17 protein-coding genes and 1 pseudogene are annotated in these 16,058 nt (G+C 68.5%); 12 read left to right on the top strand and 6 right to left on the bottom strand.

The features are described 5' to 3' along the window. Positions 1 to 11: 11 nt before the first annotated feature. From EST54_RS23410 to ccsB, 6 genes are all read left to right on the top strand, one after another. Positions 12 to 692: a histidine phosphatase family protein gene (locus EST54_RS23410; protein WP_093483889.1), complete on the top strand. Its 681-nt coding sequence runs from the start codon at positions 12 to 14 to the stop codon at positions 690 to 692. Between the two features lie 145 nt (positions 693 to 837). After that, a complete protein-coding gene (locus EST54_RS23405) occupies positions 838 to 2,067 on the top strand; it encodes a polysaccharide deacetylase family protein (protein WP_129249694.1) in 1,230 nt (409 codons plus the stop codon). A 77-nt stretch (positions 2,068 to 2,144) separates the two neighbouring features. Further along, a complete protein-coding gene (locus EST54_RS23400) occupies positions 2,145 to 2,759 on the top strand; it encodes a TlpA family protein disulfide reductase (protein ID WP_129249693.1) in 615 nt (204 codons plus the stop codon). A gap of 4 nt (positions 2,760 to 2,763) precedes the next feature. After that, positions 2,764 to 3,525, top strand: a complete 762-nt coding sequence (locus tag EST54_RS23395) for a cytochrome c biogenesis CcdA family protein (protein ID WP_129249692.1) — start codon at positions 2,764 to 2,766, stop codon at positions 3,523 to 3,525. Between the two features lie 3 nt (positions 3,526 to 3,528). Further along, positions 3,529 to 5,352 carry a cytochrome c biogenesis protein ResB gene (locus tag EST54_RS23390; protein WP_129249691.1) on the top strand — a complete coding sequence of 608 codons (1,824 nt, stop codon included), beginning with the start codon at positions 3,529 to 3,531 and terminating at the stop codon, positions 5,350 to 5,352. After that, positions 5,349 to 6,437 (top strand): c-type cytochrome biogenesis protein CcsB, encoded by a 1,089-nt coding sequence (ccsB, locus tag EST54_RS23385; RefSeq protein ID WP_129249690.1) that lies wholly within the window; start codon positions 5,349 to 5,351, stop codon positions 6,435 to 6,437. Before EST54_RS23390 ends, ccsB begins: the two co-directional genes overlap by 4 nt. Before the next feature lie 167 nt (positions 6,438 to 6,604). On the opposite strand, the gene EST54_RS23380 is transcribed toward ccsB, so the two are convergent. Then, positions 6,605 to 8,032 carry an alkaline phosphatase family protein gene (locus EST54_RS23380; RefSeq protein WP_129249689.1) on the bottom strand — a complete coding sequence of 476 codons (1,428 nt, stop codon included), beginning with the start codon at positions 8,030 to 8,032 and terminating at the stop codon, positions 6,605 to 6,607. Between the two features lie 423 nt (positions 8,033 to 8,455). Then, positions 8,456 to 9,016, bottom strand: a complete 561-nt coding sequence (locus EST54_RS23370) for a DUF6082 family protein (protein WP_129249688.1) — start codon at positions 9,014 to 9,016, stop codon at positions 8,456 to 8,458. Between the two features lie 328 nt (positions 9,017 to 9,344). On the opposite strand from EST54_RS23370, the gene EST54_RS23365 reads away from it, so the two are divergent. After that, positions 9,345 to 9,827: a hypothetical protein gene (locus EST54_RS23365; protein ID WP_129249687.1), complete on the top strand. Its 483-nt coding sequence runs from the start codon at positions 9,345 to 9,347 to the stop codon at positions 9,825 to 9,827. Positions 9,828 to 9,863: 36 nt separating this feature from the next. On the opposite strand, the gene EST54_RS23360 is transcribed toward EST54_RS23365, so the two are convergent. Then, positions 9,864 to 10,271: a PLD nuclease N-terminal domain-containing protein gene (locus tag EST54_RS23360; RefSeq protein WP_129249686.1), complete on the bottom strand. Its 408-nt coding sequence runs from the start codon at positions 10,269 to 10,271 to the stop codon at positions 9,864 to 9,866. A gap of 89 nt (positions 10,272 to 10,360) precedes the next feature. Between EST54_RS23360 and EST54_RS23355 the strand changes: the two genes are divergently transcribed. Together EST54_RS23355 and mqnP are read left to right on the top strand one after the other, a co-directional pair. After that, on the top strand, positions 10,361 to 11,815 hold the full coding sequence (locus tag EST54_RS23355; RefSeq protein ID WP_129249685.1) for a menaquinone biosynthesis decarboxylase: 1,455 nt from the start codon (positions 10,361 to 10,363) through the stop codon (positions 11,813 to 11,815). Then, positions 11,812 to 12,714, top strand: coding sequence for a menaquinone biosynthesis prenyltransferase MqnP (gene mqnP / locus EST54_RS23350; protein ID WP_129249684.1), 903 nt, complete (start codon positions 11,812 to 11,814; stop codon positions 12,712 to 12,714). The genes EST54_RS23355 and mqnP overlap by 4 nt, the downstream gene beginning before the upstream one ends. 42 nt (positions 12,715 to 12,756) lie before the next feature. Here mqnP and EST54_RS23345 read toward each other — a convergent pair whose 3' ends face one another. Both EST54_RS23345 and EST54_RS23340 read right to left on the bottom strand, forming a co-directional pair. Continuing rightward, positions 12,757 to 13,347 carry a DUF4870 domain-containing protein gene (locus EST54_RS23345; RefSeq protein ID WP_129249683.1) on the bottom strand — a complete coding sequence of 197 codons (591 nt, stop codon included), beginning with the start codon at positions 13,345 to 13,347 and terminating at the stop codon, positions 12,757 to 12,759. Positions 13,348 to 13,440: 93 nt separating this feature from the next. After that, entirely contained in the window at positions 13,441 to 14,034 is a 594-nt protein-coding gene (locus EST54_RS23340; RefSeq protein WP_129249682.1) for a rhomboid family intramembrane serine protease, read from the bottom strand. 117 nt (positions 14,035 to 14,151) lie between these two features. Here EST54_RS23340 and EST54_RS23335 point away from each other — a divergent pair, with 117 nt between their 5' ends. Next, on the top strand, positions 14,152 to 14,874 hold the full coding sequence (locus tag EST54_RS23335; protein WP_129249681.1) for a UbiX family flavin prenyltransferase: 723 nt from the start codon (positions 14,152 to 14,154) through the stop codon (positions 14,872 to 14,874). Here the strand turns inward: EST54_RS23335 and EST54_RS35960 are convergent. Then, positions 14,871 to 15,005 carry a hypothetical protein gene (locus EST54_RS35960; protein WP_275416123.1) on the bottom strand — a complete coding sequence of 45 codons (135 nt, stop codon included), beginning with the start codon at positions 15,003 to 15,005 and terminating at the stop codon, positions 14,871 to 14,873. The genes EST54_RS23335 and EST54_RS35960 overlap by 4 nt on opposite strands. A gap of 119 nt (positions 15,006 to 15,124) precedes the next feature. Between EST54_RS35960 and EST54_RS23330 the strand changes: the two genes are divergently transcribed. Further along, a complete protein-coding gene (locus tag EST54_RS23330; protein WP_086716013.1) occupies positions 15,125 to 15,583 on the top strand; it encodes an Lrp/AsnC family transcriptional regulator in 459 nt (152 codons plus the stop codon). Positions 15,584 to 15,737: 154 nt separating this feature from the next. Next, positions 15,738 to 16,058: pseudogene (locus EST54_RS23325) on the top strand (aminofutalosine synthase MqnE); the annotation flags it as partial.

Genomic DNA, 16,058 nt, shown 5'->3' with positions numbered 1-16,058 from the left:
GAATGGGTGACATGAGCAGCGAAGACATCACCGTCGTGCATCTGATGCGGCACGGCGAGGTGCACAACCCCGACGGCGTCCTCTACGGGCGCCGGCCCGGCTACCACCTCTCCGACCTGGGGCGGAAGATGGCCGACCGGGTGGCGGAGCATCTCGCGGGGCGCGACATCACGCACGTCGTCGCCTCGCCGCTGGAGCGTGCGCAGGAGACCGCGGAGCCGATCGCCGGTGCGCACGGCCTGGAGCTGGCCACCGACGAGCGGCTGATCGAGGCCGGCAACGTCTTCGAGGGGAAGACCTTCGGGGTCGGTGACGGCGCGCTGAAGAAGCCCGGGAACTGGAAGTACCTGACGAATCCGTTCCGCCCGTCGTGGGGCGAGCCGTACATCGAGCAGGTCGTACGGATGATGGCGGCGCTGGGGGCGGCGCGGGACGCGGCGCGCGGGCACGAGGCGGTGGCGGTCAGCCATCAGCTGCCGATCTGGATCGTGCGCAGCTTCGCCGAGCGGCGCCGGCTGTGGCACGACCCGCGGAAGCGGCAGTGCACGCTGGCCTCGCTGACGTCGTTCACGTTCCACGGCGACAAGATCATTTCGGTGGGGTACAGCGAGCCGGCGCGCGACCTGGTTCCCTCCCATCTTCTGGCGGGCGCCAAACCCGTCAAGGGAAAGGCCAAGGCTTTCGGGGCCTGACGCTGCATCACCTGGCGGAGAGTCAAAGCCAGGGCCAATTGAATATCTGAGCGATTAGCCGGAAGCCCCACGCTCGACGTGCCCTCTTCTCGGTTGTCCGTTTATATGGATAACGAGTTCGGCGAGAACGGATGGGGTCGAGGGTATGCGCGTGATGAGTCGGCGACACCTGTTGGGGATGGGTGTGGGAGCAGCCGCGGCGCTGGGCGTCGCCGGCTGCTCGTCGTCGGACTCGGACAATGCGGGGGCGGACAAGCAGCGGGTCAAGAACTCGGTCCAGGCGCGCTCGAAGCCCATCGGTGACGGTTCGACAGCGAATTCCGGCGCGCAGCCCCATCAGCCCAAGGCACCCGAACGGCTGGAGCCAGGTCAGATCCCGCCGCAGTTCGTGGTCTTTTCCTGGGACGGGGCCGGAGAGGTCGGCAACGGCCTCTTCCCCCGTTTTCTCAAGCTCGCCAAGGACCACGGCGTGGCGATGACGTTCTTCCTCTCCGGGCTGTATCTCCTGCCGGAATCCAAGAAGCACCTCTACGACCCGCCGAACAACAGGCGGGGTGCCTCCGCCATCGGCTACCTCAGTGACGACCACATCAAGGAGACGCTGAAGTACGTGCGGGAGGCCTGGCTGGACGGCCACGAGATCGGCACCCACTTCAACGGGCACTTCTGCGGCGACGCGCCGACCTCGGTCAAGCACTGGACGCCGGAGCAGTGGCAGTACGAGATCGACCAGGCGATGGACTTCGTCACGAAGTGGCGCACGAATACCGGCTTCACCGACCTCGAAGCACTGCCGTTCGATTATCAACGGGAATTGACCGGCAGCCGCACCCCCTGTCTGCTGGGCCAGGAAAATCTGCTGCCCATCGCCAAGCAGCTCGGCTGGCGCTATGACGCCAGCTCGTCCGGCGGTCTCCAGATGTGGCCGAAGAAAAAGATGGGCATCTGGGACTTCCCGCTCCAGCTGATGCCGTTCCCCGGGCACTCTTTCGAGGTGCTCTCGATGGACTACAACATCCTCGCCAATCAGTCGAAGCGCTCGACGAAGGCGCCACCGGTGAACTACCCCGGCTGGCGGCAGCAGGCCACCGACGCATACATTTCCGGATTCCGCCGGGCCTACGAGACCAATCGCGCGCCGTTCTTCATCGGCAACCACTTCGAGCAGTGGAATGGCGGCATCTATATGGACGCCGTCGAGGACGCGCTCAAGCACATTGCCAATGAGCAGAACAGAGATGTCCGTCTGGTGTCCTTCCGGCAGTTCACCGACTGGCTCGACGTCCAGGACCCGGAGGTGCTGCGCAAGCTTCAGCAGCTCCCCGTCGGCCGGCGTCCGAACGGCGGCTGGAAGTCGTTTTTGTCAGCTGCTTGACATGTACTGCCGGGACGCGGCGGGCCGTCGGAGGGGGGCGCGGAAGATCCGTAATTGGCCCATGCGAAACTTTTCACATGAGTGCCTGCCGCGTCCCACGCCGCCTCACGAGCCGACGCCGTCTCGCCCTGCTCGCCGCAGGTGCCGCGGCCGCTTCGCTGACGCTGAGCGCCTGTGGCGACGGCGCCTCCGGCGGCTCGGCGCAGACCCGCTTCGTCCAGGGCAAGAACGGCATCGACACCGTCAAGAAGGACGAGCGGCAGCCCGCGCCCGACCTCTCCGGTGAGACCACCACCGGCAAGAAGCTGGACGTCGCCGCCTACAAGGGCAAGGTCGTCATCCTCAATGTCTGGGGATCATGGTGCGGCCCCTGTATCGCCGAGGCGCCGAACTTCGCCAAGGTCGCGAACGACACCAAGAGCAAGGGCGTCCAGTTCATCGGGATCAACACCCGCGACTCCCAGAAGTCGCAGGCCACCAGCTTCGAGGAAGAGCACAAGGTGCCCTACCCGAGCCTGTTCGACCCGACCGGCCGGCTGATGCTGCGCTTCCCCAAGGGCAGCCTCAACCCGCAGTCGATCCCCTCCACGATCGCCATCGACCGGCAGGGCAAGATCGCCGCCCGGTCGATCGGCCCGCTCGCCGAGAACGAGCTGCGCAAGATGATCGCCCCGCTGCTCGCCGAGAAGTGATCACGTGATCGCGCTCGCCGCCGCCGCGGAAAACCAGACCGTCCTCAACGGCACGCTGCTCGCCGCCGTCCCCATCGCGCTCTTCGCCGGGCTCGTCTCGTTCTTCTCGCCCTGTGTCCTGCCGCTGGTGCCGGGCTACATGTCGTATGTGACCGGCGTCACCGGCACCGACCTCGGTGAGGCCCGGCGCGGGCGGATGCTGGCCGGTGCCGCGCTCTTCGTCCTCGGCTTCACCGCCGTCTTCGTCTCCGGCGGCGCGCTCTTCGGCTTCGCCGGCAAGACCCTGCTGGAGTACCGGGACGTCATCTCGCGCGTCCTCGGCGTGCTGATGATCCTGCTCGGGCTGGCGTTCGCCGGCGTGCTGCAGCGCTTCGGACAGCGCGAGCTGCGCTTCCACATGAAGCCCGCCATGGGGCTGGCCGGCGCGCCGGTGCTCGGGGTGCTCTTCGGCGTCGGCTGGACGCCCTGCCTGGGACCGACCTTCGCCGCCGTCAGCACCCTGACGTTCTACGATGCCAGCGCCGCGCGCGGTGCCCTGCTCACCGTGGCGTACTGCCTGGGCCTGGGCCTGCCGTTCATCGCCGTCGCGCTGGCCTTCCGCCGGGTGCTCGGGGCCTTCGGCTGGGTCAAGCGGCACTATCAGTGGGTGATGCGGATCGGCGGCGGCATGATGGTCGCGCTCGGCATCCTCCTCGTCACCGGCATCTGGGACAGCCTGATGTCCGACCTGCAGAGCTGGGCGCAAAGCTCCACCGTTGGGATCTGATTGATGTCCACCAAGACCGACACCCCCCGCGAGCCGGGCCCCGCGGCCGATCCGGGCAGCGATCTCGGCGCCGCCGGATCCCAGCTCTCGACCGCGCCCCAGGAGGAGGTCACCCTCCCCTCGCTCGGCCCGATCGGCTGGGTGCGCTGGTTCTGGCGGCAGCTGACCTCGATGCGGGTGGCGCTGCTGCTGCTCTTCCTGCTGTCGATCGGTGCGATCCCCGGCTCGCTGATTCCGCAGACCAGCATCGACCCGGTCAAGGTCGACCAGTTCAAGGCCGACCACACCACCCTCGGCGACATCTACGACAAGCTCGGGATGTTCCACGTCTACAGCTCGGTGTGGTTCTCGGCGATCTATCTGCTGCTGTTCATCTCGCTGATCGGCTGCATCGTGCCGCGCAGCTGGCAGTTCGTCGGACAGCTCCGCGGCCGCCCGCCGGGCGCCCCGCGCCGGCTGACCCGGCTGCCCGCGTACACCACCTGGCGCACCGACGCCGCGCCCGAGGAGGTCCTCGGTGCGGCCCAGCGGCTGCTGAAGAAGCGGCGGTTCCGCGCCCACCGGGCCGGCACCGCCGTCGCCGCCGAGAAGGGCTATCTGCGCGAGGCCGGCAACCTCGTCTTCCACGTCGCGCTGATCGTGATGCTGGTGGCGTTCGCCGTCGGCAGCCTGTGGAAGTCCGAGGGCGGCAAGCTGGTCACCGAGGGCGACGGCTTCGCCAACAGCCTCACGCAGTTCGACGATTTCAAGTCGGGCGCCTTCTTCGACACCGACACCATGGAGCCCTTCGGCTTCACCCTGAACAAGTTCGAGGCGACCTACGAGCGCAGCGGCCCCCAGAAGGGCACCCCGCGGACCTTCCGCGCCCATCTGACGTACTACACCGGGGCGGACGGCAAGGAGCACCGCAGGGCGGTCGAGGTGAACACCCCGCTCGACATCGCGGGTTCGAAGGTCTTCCTGCTCTCGCACGGCTACGCGCCGGAGGTGACCGTCAAGGACGGCCGCGGCAAGGTCGTCTACCAGGGCGCGGTCCCCTTCCTCCCGCAGGATCCCAAGAACCTCACCTCGACCGGTGTGGTGAAGGTGCCGGGCGCGCAGACCAAGGACGGCAAGCGCAATCAGCTGGGCTTCCAGGGCTTCTTCGTGCCGACGTTCGGCGGCAAGGGGTCCGGGTCGATGTTCTCCCAGTTCCCCGCGCTGGACTACCCGGTGCTGACGCTGACCGCCTACCACGGCGATCTGGGCGTCGACTCGGGGCTGCCGCAGAACGTCTACCAGCTGCAGAAGAAGTATCTGAAGCAGTACAAGGTCAAGGGCGCCCCGCTCGCCAAGATGATGCTGCCCGGCGAGACCATGAAGCTGCCGAACGGCGACGGCAGCATCCAGTTCACCGGCATCAAGAACTGGGCCAGCTTCAAGATCACCCACCAGCCGGGCAACGGCCTCGCGCTGGCCGGCGCGGTCGCCGCCCTGCTGGGCCTGGCCGGCTCGCTGTTCATCCAGCGGCGCCGGGTGTGGGTCCGGGCCGAACCGGGTGCGGACGGGGTGACCGTCGTCGAGATGGCCGGCCTCGGCCGCAGCGAGTCGCCGCGGCTGCCGGAGGAACTCGGCGATCTCGCCGCGGCGCTGGAGCCCGACGCCCCGCTCGTCCCGGACGCCGCGACCGGCCCGGATGCCCCGACGACCGGCTCCGACGCCGCGACCGGCCCGGAATCCGATCCGCAGCCCGAGCCGGCCCCCGCTGCCGGCTCCGGCTCCGAAGACCCCGCGGAGCCCACTGACTCTGACGGTCCTGCTGAACCCTCCGAAGGAGCGCGCGCGTGAACATCGCTGCCGCCGCCAACGAGACACTGGCGCACAACAGCAACCTGCTGGTCTATTCGGCAATGGCGGTCTATACGCTCGCCTTCGTCGCCCACATGAGCGAGTGGGTGTTCGGCAGCCGCAGCAAGGTCGCCCGCACCGCCGCCGCGCTGACCTCCCAGGCCACGGCGCCCGCGACGGCCTCCGCCAAGGTGGCACAGCAGGGCGGCGGCACCGCCGTACTGGAGCGCCCCAAGGTCATCACCAAGTCCGCCGCCGGCAGCCGCGACGTCCCCGACGGCCCGGGCGCCGCGGGCGGCACGGAGAAGGGCGACCTCTACGGGCGGATCGCCATCTCGCTGACCGTCCTGGCCTGGGGGCTGCACGTGGGCGGCGTGATCACCCGCGCCCTGTCCGTACAGCGTGCCCCCTGGGGCAACATGTACGAGTTCTCCACCACCTTCGCCGCGGTCGCGGTGGGCATCTACCTGCTGCTGCTCACCCTCCGGAAGAACGTCCGCTGGATCGGGCTGCCGCTGGTCACCACCGTCCTGCTCGACCTCGGGCTGGCCGTCTCCGTGCTCTACACCGCCAGCGACCAGCTGGTGCCCGCGCTGCACTCGTACTGGCTGTGGATCCACGTCAGCTGCGCGATCCTCTCCGGTGCGGTGCTCTACCTCGGCGCCGTCGCCACGCTGCTGTTCCTCTTCCGCGACCGCTACGAGGCCAAGCTCGCCGACCCGGCGGGCAAGCAGCCCGGTGCCTTCGCCACCTCGGTGCTGGAGCGGCTGCCCTCGGCCGCCTCGCTCGACAAGTTCGCCTACCGCGTCAACGCCACCGTCTTCCCGCTGTGGACGTTCACCATCATCGCGGGCGCCATCTGGGCCGAGGCCGCCTGGGGCCGCTACTGGGGCTGGGACCCCAAGGAGGTCTGGGCCTTCATCACCTGGGTCGGCTACGCCTGCTATCTGCACGCCCGCTCCACGGCCGGTTGGAAGGGCCGCAAGGCCGCCTGGCTGGGCCTGATCGCGTTCGCCTGCTACCTGTTCAACTACTACGGCGTGAACATCTTCGTGACGGGTCTGCACTCCTACGCCGGGGTCTGAGCCGGCGGGCTCCGGGGCCGCCGGTCTCCGGGCCCGCCCGACTCCGGCCGCCCGCACCGGTGCCGTACCGGGACGCGGGGCTCATGACGAGCCCCGGCTCCGTACGGCACCGTCGTGTTTCGGGGGAGCGGCGCACGGCCTACGAGGACGGGCGCACGGGCCGTGCCCTAGCGGCGCCTGCGTCGGCCCCGTTCCTGGCGGGGCGGGTGCTGATCGGCGCCCGGCAGCGTCGGCTTCGGCAGATGCGCCACCTCCCACTGCGCCTCGGCCAGCTGCTCGGCGGTGTCGTCCGGCAGTCGCGGCGGTCGCCGGGCCGCATGGCGGAAGCCGAACGCCGAGGTCAGGTCGCCGAATGCGGACCGCCGCCAGTCGCTGATGTTGGGCTCGGCGACCCCCGTCCAGCGCTCCAGGAACTGCAGCACCGAGGTGTGGTCGAAGGCCTCGCCGGCGGCCCAGCCGCCCACCGTCCACGGCGAGATGATCAGGCACGGCACCCGGAAGCCACCGCCGATCGGCAGGCCCTTGACGAACTCGTCCTTCGTCCCCGGGGGCGGCACCGGCGGCGGCACATGGTCGAAGAGCCCGTCGTTCTCGTCGTAATTGAGGATGAAGACGGTCTTGGCCCACACCTTCGGGTTGGATGCGATCGCCTCGATCTTCTGGGCGACGTAGTCGGCGCCGGCGGCCGGCAGATAGTCCGGGTGCTCGGACTGGTGGCTGGTGGGGATCAGCCAGGAGACGGCCGGGAGCCGGTCGGCCCGGGCGTCGTCCTCGAAGGTGCCGGCCGGCTGCGGCCGCATCCCGCGCTCGTAGAGCGGCTGGCCGGGCTGGGAGTCCCGGAAGGTCTGGAACTGCTCCAGGAGGTTGCAGCCGTAGTCGTCCTCCTCCTGGTAGACCTTCCAGCTGATGCCGGCCGCCTCCAGCCGCTCGGCGTAGGTCGTCCAGCGGTACGCCTTGGGCGCGGTGTTGTTGAGCACCGGGCCGCCCCGGGTGCCGCCCGGGTCGAGGGTGCCGGTCATCCAGTACAGCCGGTTGGGCCAGGTCGGGCCGAAGACCGAGCAGAAGTAGTTGTCGCAGAGGGTGAACGTCTCGGCGAGGGCGAACTGGAAGGGGATGTCCTCGCGGGTGTGATAGCCCATCACATACGGACCGTTGACCCCGTCGGCCTTGCGGTGCGCGGGCAGCCAGCGGTCCATCTTGCCGCCGTTCCACGCCTCGTGCTGCACGGACCAGGCGTGGCTGGTGGAGGGGATGGCCTGGGCGCTGGACGTGTGCGTGTTGAGGCGGAACGGCAGCAGATAGCCGTCCGGGTTCTGCGCGTCCGGCTGATGGAAGACGGACCGGCCGTCCGGCAGCGTCAGCGCCTTGGGGTCGGCGAAGCCGCGCACCCCGCGCAGGGTGCCGAAGTAGTGGTCGAACGAGCGGTTCTCCTGCATGAGCATGACGACGTGTTCGACGTCGTGCAGTGAGCCGTGACGTGCGGGTCCGGCGGCGACGGCCTTCTGGACGCTGGGCGGAAGCAGCGACAGCGCGGCGGCGCCGCCGACCGCGCCTGCCGCGGAGCCGAGGAGTCTGCGTCGGGTCATGTCGGGCATATGTGCCACTCTCCCTGAGTCGCGTGAGCCTCAGTGGGCCGACTTGACTGTGGCGGTGGCTGAGTTTCCCGGGCAGGGGGAGGTTGCTGAACGATGCCTCAATTGGCCGTGAACGGCTGACAGTTGGCCGGACGCCGCTACGTCCCGTACGTCACACGAAGCAGCGCACGACGGACCGTTCGCGCTTCGCTCTACGTGTTTGAAAAGCCACGTCAGGACACGCGGCCAAGGCCCGGAGTTCCCCCGGGTGCCGGGCAGGGGCGCCCCTCGGGCAGCAGCCCGGTAGCCGCTCGGCAGCCGCCACGCGGCAGAGCCGGATGACGCGCCGGCAGCGGCGGGTGTGGACACCACAGATGTCAGTGCTGTGCACGCTTGCCCCTGGGCTGCCACTCACCAGCCAAGAACGAACTCCGCCGACTGGCTTCACGGTTCGCTGGAGCGCCGCTGGAACTCCTCCTCGAAGATTTTGACAAACTGCCGCTCCCGGGCGGAACAAGCATCAAGCTTCCACCTGTCGCGCGAACGCTGCCAATAATCGCGGCCAGGGGGCGATTTCATGATCTCTATGGCGTTCGCACGAATCGAGGCAGCGGGAATCCCTCCGGCCTCGGCCCCCATCCACAGATAGGCCATGATCAACCGGCTGTACGTATGCTGACGCCACTCCTGGCCTTGAAGCCCGTGCATGGGCCCCCAGCACGGGCGCAGCGACTCATCCTCCATCGCCATCAGAAGAAGGTCGCGCTGGAAGGTTCGCATGGCCTGAAACTTCTCAAGGCGAGCTTGCTTGGCTTGCAAGACAAGCGAGTATGCCACTCCTACCACGGCCAGAGCGGAAAGTACGGCCGAGATCGATGCATACGTCTGCCCAATTTCGCTCAGCATCGACCATCTTTTGCCGTAGTTCGGGGCCGCGGCCTCAAGGATGAACGGCGCGGCGGAAACCAAGGCTAAAAGAACGACACAAGCGGCTGCAAAGATCAACGGAGTCCGCGATCTGACTGACTTGTTTCCCTGAGCTCCTTCGCCCACATCAAGATTTCTCAAAGCGCCCCCCACCGTCGGCCCTGCCGTAAGCCTAGAGTCAAGCGATCCGACCGTCTGCCCCTTGAGCCCAGATGTCCGGCTTTCGCAGATGCGGCCGAAAGCAGGTAAGTCCAGGTCGGGGAGCGGCTCAGCCGGGCGCGCGGCGCAGCCTGCGCGGAGCGGGCCGAAGGTAGGAGCGTGGGCGCGGAGCGGGGCCCGGGAGCGTGCCCGGGGGAGCGGAGCGCAGCCGGGTGCCTTGTTGCGGCGGCGACGCTATGGTCTCCGCATGATCACGCAGATAGTGACGCTTCTCGGTGTTCTCATTGGCGCTCTGACCTCTTACGTGTCCACGACCGTGGCTGAACGCACCAGGCACCGGCGCACCATGGCCACGCGATGGGACGAGCGGAAGCTGAACACCTATGTCGAATACCTCACTTGCGTAAAGGAAGCCGCTGACTCTGCGAAGGAGTCACTCAAGGCACGCGGAAATCCTGATCTCCAGAGGGCCTTGCTCGCCACGATGAACGAAGCGGAGAAGCGGAGGTCAGTTCTCTTCGAGACGCTCATTCTCCTGGCAGAACCTTCAGCAGTTGAAGCTGCCAAAGATGTGAATCAAATTCTATGGCAAGCCTTGATTGCTGCGCGCGAATCCAACTGTGACCGCTTTTTTTGGGTGGACGATTTGATGGCTGCGTTGAATGCCTTCCATGAGAGTGCGCGACGGGATCTGGGACTCTTCAAACCCGATCTGGATGCGGTTGCCTGATGGGTTCCCACCGCCGGCCTACGCCCGGCGGCACGCTCAGGGAGTTTCCTCGGGGCCGTCCGCCGCCCCGCGGTTCTTGCGGCGGAGTTCCTCCTCGCGGCGGCGCAGGTCGGCCTCCCAGTCCTTGAGCCGGGTCTCGTCCTGCTTGTTCTCGTCCTTGAGGGAGCGGAGGAACTCGGGATTGTCGTCCGGGGCCACCCAGGTGGTGCGGTGGTTGCGGTGCCATTCCGAGGGCGTGGAGCCGTCGCCCGTGACCGGCCGCCGGGCCCTGCCGGCGACCAGCCAGGCGACCGGGCCGACCAGTACCTCGCCGAAGAGCAGGATGATGAGCACCCAGATGACCTTGGGCAGGCCGCGCACCTGCGATTCGGGGGTGTTCAGGCAGTCGATGAACGCGTAGATCCACAGCGCCAGCACCAGGAGGAACGGCAGATACCTGAGCATTGCGGAACCGAGCCCCCTGCGTGTGACGGCGGGCCCTCGACGGGGCCCGGTGACCCGTCCAGGGTAGTGCGTACCCGATACTGGACGGCATGGCTTACGACGATCTTCGCTCGTTCCTGCGCGCACTGGAGCGGGATGGCGACCTCAAGCGCATCAAGGCCGAGGTCGATCCGTATCTGGAAATCGGCGAGATCGTGGACCGGGTGCAGAAGTCCGGTGGCCCGGCGCTGCTCTTCGAGAACGTCAAGGGCTCGGCGATGCCGCTCGCCATGAATGTCTACGGCACCGACCGCCGGCTGCTCAAGGCGCTGGGCCTGACGTCGTACGACGAGATCAGCGGCAAGATCGGCGGGCTGCTCAAGCCGGAGCTGCCGCACGGTTTCGTCGGCGTGCGCGAGGCGTTCGGCAAGCTCGCCGGCATGACGCACGTCCCGCCCAGGAAGGTCAAGGACGCGCCCGTCCAGGAGGTCGTGCTCCAGGGCGACGAGGTCGATCTGGACCGGCTCCCGGCGCTGTTCACCTGGCCCGAGGACGGCGGTTCCTTCTTCAACCTGGGGCTGACGCACACCAAGCACCCGGAGACCGGGGTGCGCAACCTGGGTCTCTACCGCCTCCAGCGCCACGACAAGCGCACCATCGGGATGCACTGGCAGATCCACAAGGACAGCCGCAACCACTACCAGGTCGCCGCCAAGCGCGGGGAGAAGCTGCCGGTCGCGATCGCCTTCGGCTGCCCGCCGGCGGTGACGTACGCCTCGACCGCACCGCTGCCCGGGGACATCGACGAGTACCTCTTCGCGGGCTTCCTCCAGGGCAAGCGGATCGAGATGGTCGACTGCAAGACCGTGCCGCTGCAGGTCCCGGCCAACGCCGAGGTCGTCATCGAGGGCTGGCTGGAGCCCGGCGAGATGCTGCCCGAGGGCCCGTTCGGCGACCACACCGGCTTCTACACCCCGCAGGAGCCGTTCCCGGCGCTGACCATCGACTGTGTGACGATGCGTAAGCGGCCGCTGCTCCAGTCGATCGTGGTGGGGCGGCCGCCGACGGAGGACGGGCCGCTGGGGCGGGCGACGGAGCGGTTCTTCCTGCCGCTGCTCAAGATCATCGTCCCGGACATCGTGGACTACCACCTGCCGGAGTCCGGCGGCTTCCACAACTGCGCGATCGTCTCGATCGACAAGAAGTACCCCAAACACGCCCAGAAGGTGATGCATGCCATCTGGGGCGCGCACATGATGTCGCTGACCAAGCTGATCGTGGTCGTGGACGCGGACTGCGATGTCCACAACCTCCACGAGGTGTCCTGGCGGGCGCTCGGCAACACCGACTACGCCCGGGACCTCACTGTCGTCGAAGGTCCCGTCGACCATCTCGACCACGCCTCCTACCAGCAGTTCTGGGGCGGCAAGGCGGGCATCGACGCGACGAAGAAGTGGCCCGAGGAGGGCTATACGCGCGACGGGGGCTGGCCGGCGATGGTCGAGTCCGACCCGCGGACGGCGGCGCTGGTCGACCGCCGCTGGAAGGAGTACGGACTCTCGTGACCAGCGCATCCGCGGCGATCCCGCAGCCGGGCCGGACCAAGGCGTTTCTGCGCCTGGTGATGATCGAGCACTCGGTCTTCGCGCTGCCCTTCGCCTATATCGCCTCGCTGACCGCGATGTTCGAGCGGGACAAGACCATCCACTGGGGCCGGCTGCTGCTCGTCACCGTCGCCATGGTCGGCCTGCGGACGTTCGCGATGGCCGCGAACCGGATCATCGACCGCGAGATCGATGCCCGCAATCCGCGCACCGCGCACCGGGAACTGGTCACCGGCGCGGTGTCCGTGAAGTCGGCATGGACCGGCGCGCTGATCGCACTCGTCGTCTTCCTGGGCGCGGCGGCACTGCTCAATTCCCTGTGCCTGGTGCTCGCGCCCGTCGCCGTGGTGCCGATGGTGGTGTATCCGTACGGCAAGCGGTTCACGAACTTCCCGCAGGCGATCCTGGGCCTCGCCCAGGCGATGGGACCGATCGGCGCCTGGATCGCCGTCACCGGGACCTGGTCCTGGGAGGCGGTGATCCTCGGCATCGCGGTCGGCGTCTGGATCGGCGGCTTCGACCTGATCTACGCCTGCCAGGACGTGGAGACGGACCGTGCGGTCGGGGTGCGGTCGGTCCCGGCCCGCTTCGGCATCCCGGCGGCGATCTGGGGGGCGCGCGGCTGTCACCTCGTCACGACGGGGCTCTTCGTCTGGTACGCGCTGGCGACCGGCGCCGGCGTGTTCTTCTGGCTGGGGCTGGTGATCGTGGCGGCGGCCTTCCTCTACGAGCACACGATTGTGAAGCCGCACGACCTCACCCGGCTGAACCGGGCGTTCTTCCAGGTCAATGGGTTCATCGGGATTGCGCTCTTCGTCTGCGCGCTGCTGGATCTGCTGGTGCGCGGGCTGACGGTCTGACCACGGCCGACGGTCCGGGAGCGAGGCCCCGCCGGGCGCCGCTCAGCCCTTGCTGAGCGGCCAGGCGATCAGCCGCGGGTAGCTCCACAGTTCGCCGCGGGTGGCCTTCACCGTGGCCATGATCGCGCAGACCAGGCCGGCTATGCCGTACGCGCCCATGATGGCGACGACGGTCAGCAGCGGGACGGCCAGACCGGAGCTCTGGCGCTGGGATTCCGTGGCGACCGCGGCGAAGATGAAGGCGCTGCCGAAGTACAGCACCGTGCCGATGGCCGCCATGATGGCCTGGGTGATGCCGAAGTTCATCGCCTGGGTGGCGTGGTGGCGGACGTACGGATCCTGCTTGTGGCGTTCGTTGTTGCGGACGGACAACGGGAAGATCCACCCCAGGAGCGCGCCCAGACCGCAGCACATCACCGAGCCGGCGGTGACGATCAGCAGGGTGCCGAGATGGGCCCACATCGCGGGGCTCGTCGAGGCCGACGGCGGCTGGGCGCCGTAGCCGGGCTGCTGCGGGCCGGGGTAGCCGTAGCCGCCGGGCGCGCCGCCGGGCCAGCCCTGCTGCGGGGCTCCGTACGGCTGCTGCGGTCCGCCGCCGTACGGTCCGTACCCGGGCTGGTGGTAGTCGGACATGGTCTGCTCACCCCGTATGCAGTACTGCTGTGTATGGAGGCCGCGTGGTGCGGGGCGTCGTGCCCGCCCCGCGGCTCCCGTTCGATTCCGAGGCTACGTGACGGGTCCGACAGTGGCCCCGGCCGTACCCGCCCGGGCGCGCTCGCGGAAGACGAAGGCCGCCAGCACTCCGCCGATCAGCCCGAACAGATGCCCCTGCCAGCTGATCTGGCTGTCCGTCGGCAGCGCGCCCCACAGGATCGAGCCGTACAGCGCGCCGATGACCAGGCCGATGCCGATGTCGAGGAGGGAGCGTTCGATGAAGCCGCGCACCAGGAGATAGCCGAAGAGGCCGAAGATGACACCGGAGGCGCCCGCGGTGTTGCTGTCCGGCGCGGCCGTGAACCAGACGCCCAGCCCGCTGGTGAGGATGATCAGCAGGACGACGGCGAGAAAGCGCCGCACCCCGCTGCGCAGCGCGGCGACGAAGCCGAGCAGCAGCAACGGCAGGGTGTTCGCCGCGAGATGGCCGAAGCCGAAGTGCAGAAAGGCGGCGGGCACCACATCGGCCAGCTCGGAGGGTTCGCGCGGCTGGATCCCGAAGGAGTCCAGGGCGCCCCCGCTGGCGGCGTCGACGCCCTCCAGCACCCACAGCAGGGCGACCCAGCCCAGCATCAGGAAGATCGCGGGCTTCGCGCGTGCTCTCATCTCCGGCCGTCCCTTCTCGTCCCCCGGTGGGGCGGCCCTCGGCGGGGCTCCGCGAGGGGCACACAGGTAAGAACGGCCGTGAGGGGGTCCACGGTTCCGCCGGATAGGCTCGATGCCGTGGAGTCGCCGCACAACAACACCAGCAAGGACCCCGGCCGGCGCCGTCCGTGGGTCGTGGGGATCTCCGGTGCGTCCGGGACACCGTATGCCGCGTCCGTCGTGCGCGGGCTGCTCGCCGCCGGGGAGGCGGTGGACCTGATCGTCAGCCGGGCGTCGCGGCTGACCCTGCTGGACGAGACCGGCATCGCCTTCCGGGATGCCCACTGGCGCGCCGACCTGCGGGAATGGCTGGCGCGGGGGGCGGACGGCAAGCCGTCGGCGTTCCCGGTGACGGAGGCGGACCTGGCGGACGTGCGGTACTGGCCGGCCGGGGATCTGGCCGCCGGGCCCTCGTCGGGTTCGTATCCGGTGAAGGGGATGCTGATCGTCCCGGCGAGCACCGCATGCGTGGCCGGGGTGGCGCTCGGGCTGTCGAAGGACCTGCTGCAGCGGGTGGCGAGCGTGACGCTCAAGGAGCGGCGGCGGCTGGTGGTCGCGGTGCGCGAGACCCCGTTGAACGGTCCGACGCTGAAGCATCTGGTGACGCTGGACGAGGCGGGCGCCGTGGTGCTGCCCGCCTCACCGGCGTTCTATGCGGGAGCGACGCACATCCAGGATCTGGTGGACTTCGTCGCGGGCCGGGTGCTCGACGCGGCCGAGGTGCCGCACCGGCTGTACCGGCGATGGGAGGGGGAGCTGCGGGGTGGCTCCAAGGAAGAGGAGGCCCCGGACGCTCCCTAGCGCTGCTTGGCTGCGGCGGCGCGCCCGAAGCGGCGCCGGGCCCGCGGTGCCGCGGCGCGGTGGGCACGTGAACGATTGGCCTGGTCCTGCAGCTCGCGCATGCGGGCGTAGGCCATCTCGATCGAGTACACGGTGACAACTCCTGAGATCGTCTTTGATCGTCTGAAAGATTCGCAGGGTCTAGGCCCTGTATGCCTTAGATTCTACATGCAGAACCCGAAAATGCGTAAAGATTGGAAGGCTTGAGGGCATGGACGCGGTGGACAGGCAGCTCATCCAGGCACTTCGTGAGAACGGCCGGGCCTCGTACGCGGAGCTCGGCCGGCTCGTCGGCCTCTCCGGGCCCAGCGTCACGGACCGGATCAACCGGCTCGAAGCGGCGGGTGTGATCACCGGCTACCGCGCGACGGTCGACGCCGCCTCGCTCGGCCTCGGCGTCACCGCGCTGGTGGGCATCTCGCTGTCGGACGCCACCGACCACGAGGACGTCGCGCAGCGGCTGCGTGACCTCGAAGAGATCGAGGACTGCTGGTTCATCGCCGGCGACGACTCGTACATGCTCAAGGTGCGGGTGGGCGACGTGGACGGCCTGGAGCGCACCATCCGGCGGCTGTCCGGCACCAAGGGCGTCTCCCGTACGCGCACCACGATCGTGCTCTCCACCAAGTGGGAGAACCGCGTCGGCGAACTGCCGGAAGAGGCCGAGTAGCCCCCGGTCGCCGGGCGGCACACCGGGAGCGGACGGGTGCGCCAAGGGGGCCCCGTCCGCCTCTATTACGGGGGAGTACGCTCGTCGAAGCCCGTTTCCGGCTCCGAAACGGCACCGATACGGCAGAGACTGGAGGCGACGGATGGCTGCGTCGATGGATGTGGGCCTCAAGCGTGAGCTGGAGGCGAAGGTCCACGCCGGGGAGCGGCTGACCCGCGAGGACGGTATCGCCCTCTACGAGTGTGACGACCTGGCATGGCTGGGCGGCCTCGCCCATGAGGTGCGCACGCGCAAAAACGGCGACGTCGTCCACTTCAACGTCAACCGTCACCTCAACATGACGAATGTGTGCACCGCCTCCTGTGCGTACTGCTCCTTCCAGCGCAAGCCGGGCGAGAAGGACGCGTACACGATGCGGATCGAGGAGGCCGTCCGCCTCGCCAAGGCGATGGAGAACGAGAACCTCACCGAGCTG

It is taken from the genome of Streptomyces sioyaensis (assembly GCF_004122735.1).
Taxonomy (GTDB): Bacteria; Actinomycetota; Actinomycetes; order Streptomycetales; family Streptomycetaceae; genus Streptomyces; species Streptomyces sioyaensis.
This window is presented reverse-complemented; position numbering and strand designations above follow the sequence as displayed.

Coding starts and splice junctions, on each gene's coding strand:
- EST54_RS23365 (WP_129249687.1), top strand. CDS start 9,345: ATGATCACGCAGATAGTGACGCTTCTCGGTGTTCTCATTGGCGCTCTG.
- EST54_RS23410 (WP_093483889.1), top strand. CDS start 12: ATGAGCAGCGAAGACATCACCGTCGTGCATCTGATGCGGCACGGCGAG.
- EST54_RS23330 (WP_086716013.1), top strand. CDS start 15,125: ATGGACGCGGTGGACAGGCAGCTCATCCAGGCACTTCGTGAGAACGGC.
- EST54_RS23405 (WP_129249694.1), top strand. CDS start 838: ATGCGCGTGATGAGTCGGCGACACCTGTTGGGGATGGGTGTGGGAGCA.
- EST54_RS23360 (WP_129249686.1), bottom strand. CDS start 10,271: ATGCTCAGGTATCTGCCGTTCCTCCTGGTGCTGGCGCTGTGGATCTAC.
- EST54_RS23400 (WP_129249693.1), top strand. CDS start 2,145: ATGAGTGCCTGCCGCGTCCCACGCCGCCTCACGAGCCGACGCCGTCTC.
- EST54_RS23390 (WP_129249691.1), top strand. CDS start 3,529: ATGTCCACCAAGACCGACACCCCCCGCGAGCCGGGCCCCGCGGCCGAT.
- EST54_RS23380 (WP_129249689.1), bottom strand. CDS start 8,032: ATGCCCGACATGACCCGACGCAGACTCCTCGGCTCCGCGGCAGGCGCG.
- EST54_RS23355 (WP_129249685.1), top strand. CDS start 10,361: ATGGCTTACGACGATCTTCGCTCGTTCCTGCGCGCACTGGAGCGGGAT.
- EST54_RS23340 (WP_129249682.1), bottom strand. CDS start 14,034: ATGAGAGCACGCGCGAAGCCCGCGATCTTCCTGATGCTGGGCTGGGTC.
- EST54_RS23345 (WP_129249683.1), bottom strand. CDS start 13,347: ATGTCCGACTACCACCAGCCCGGGTACGGACCGTACGGCGGCGGACCG.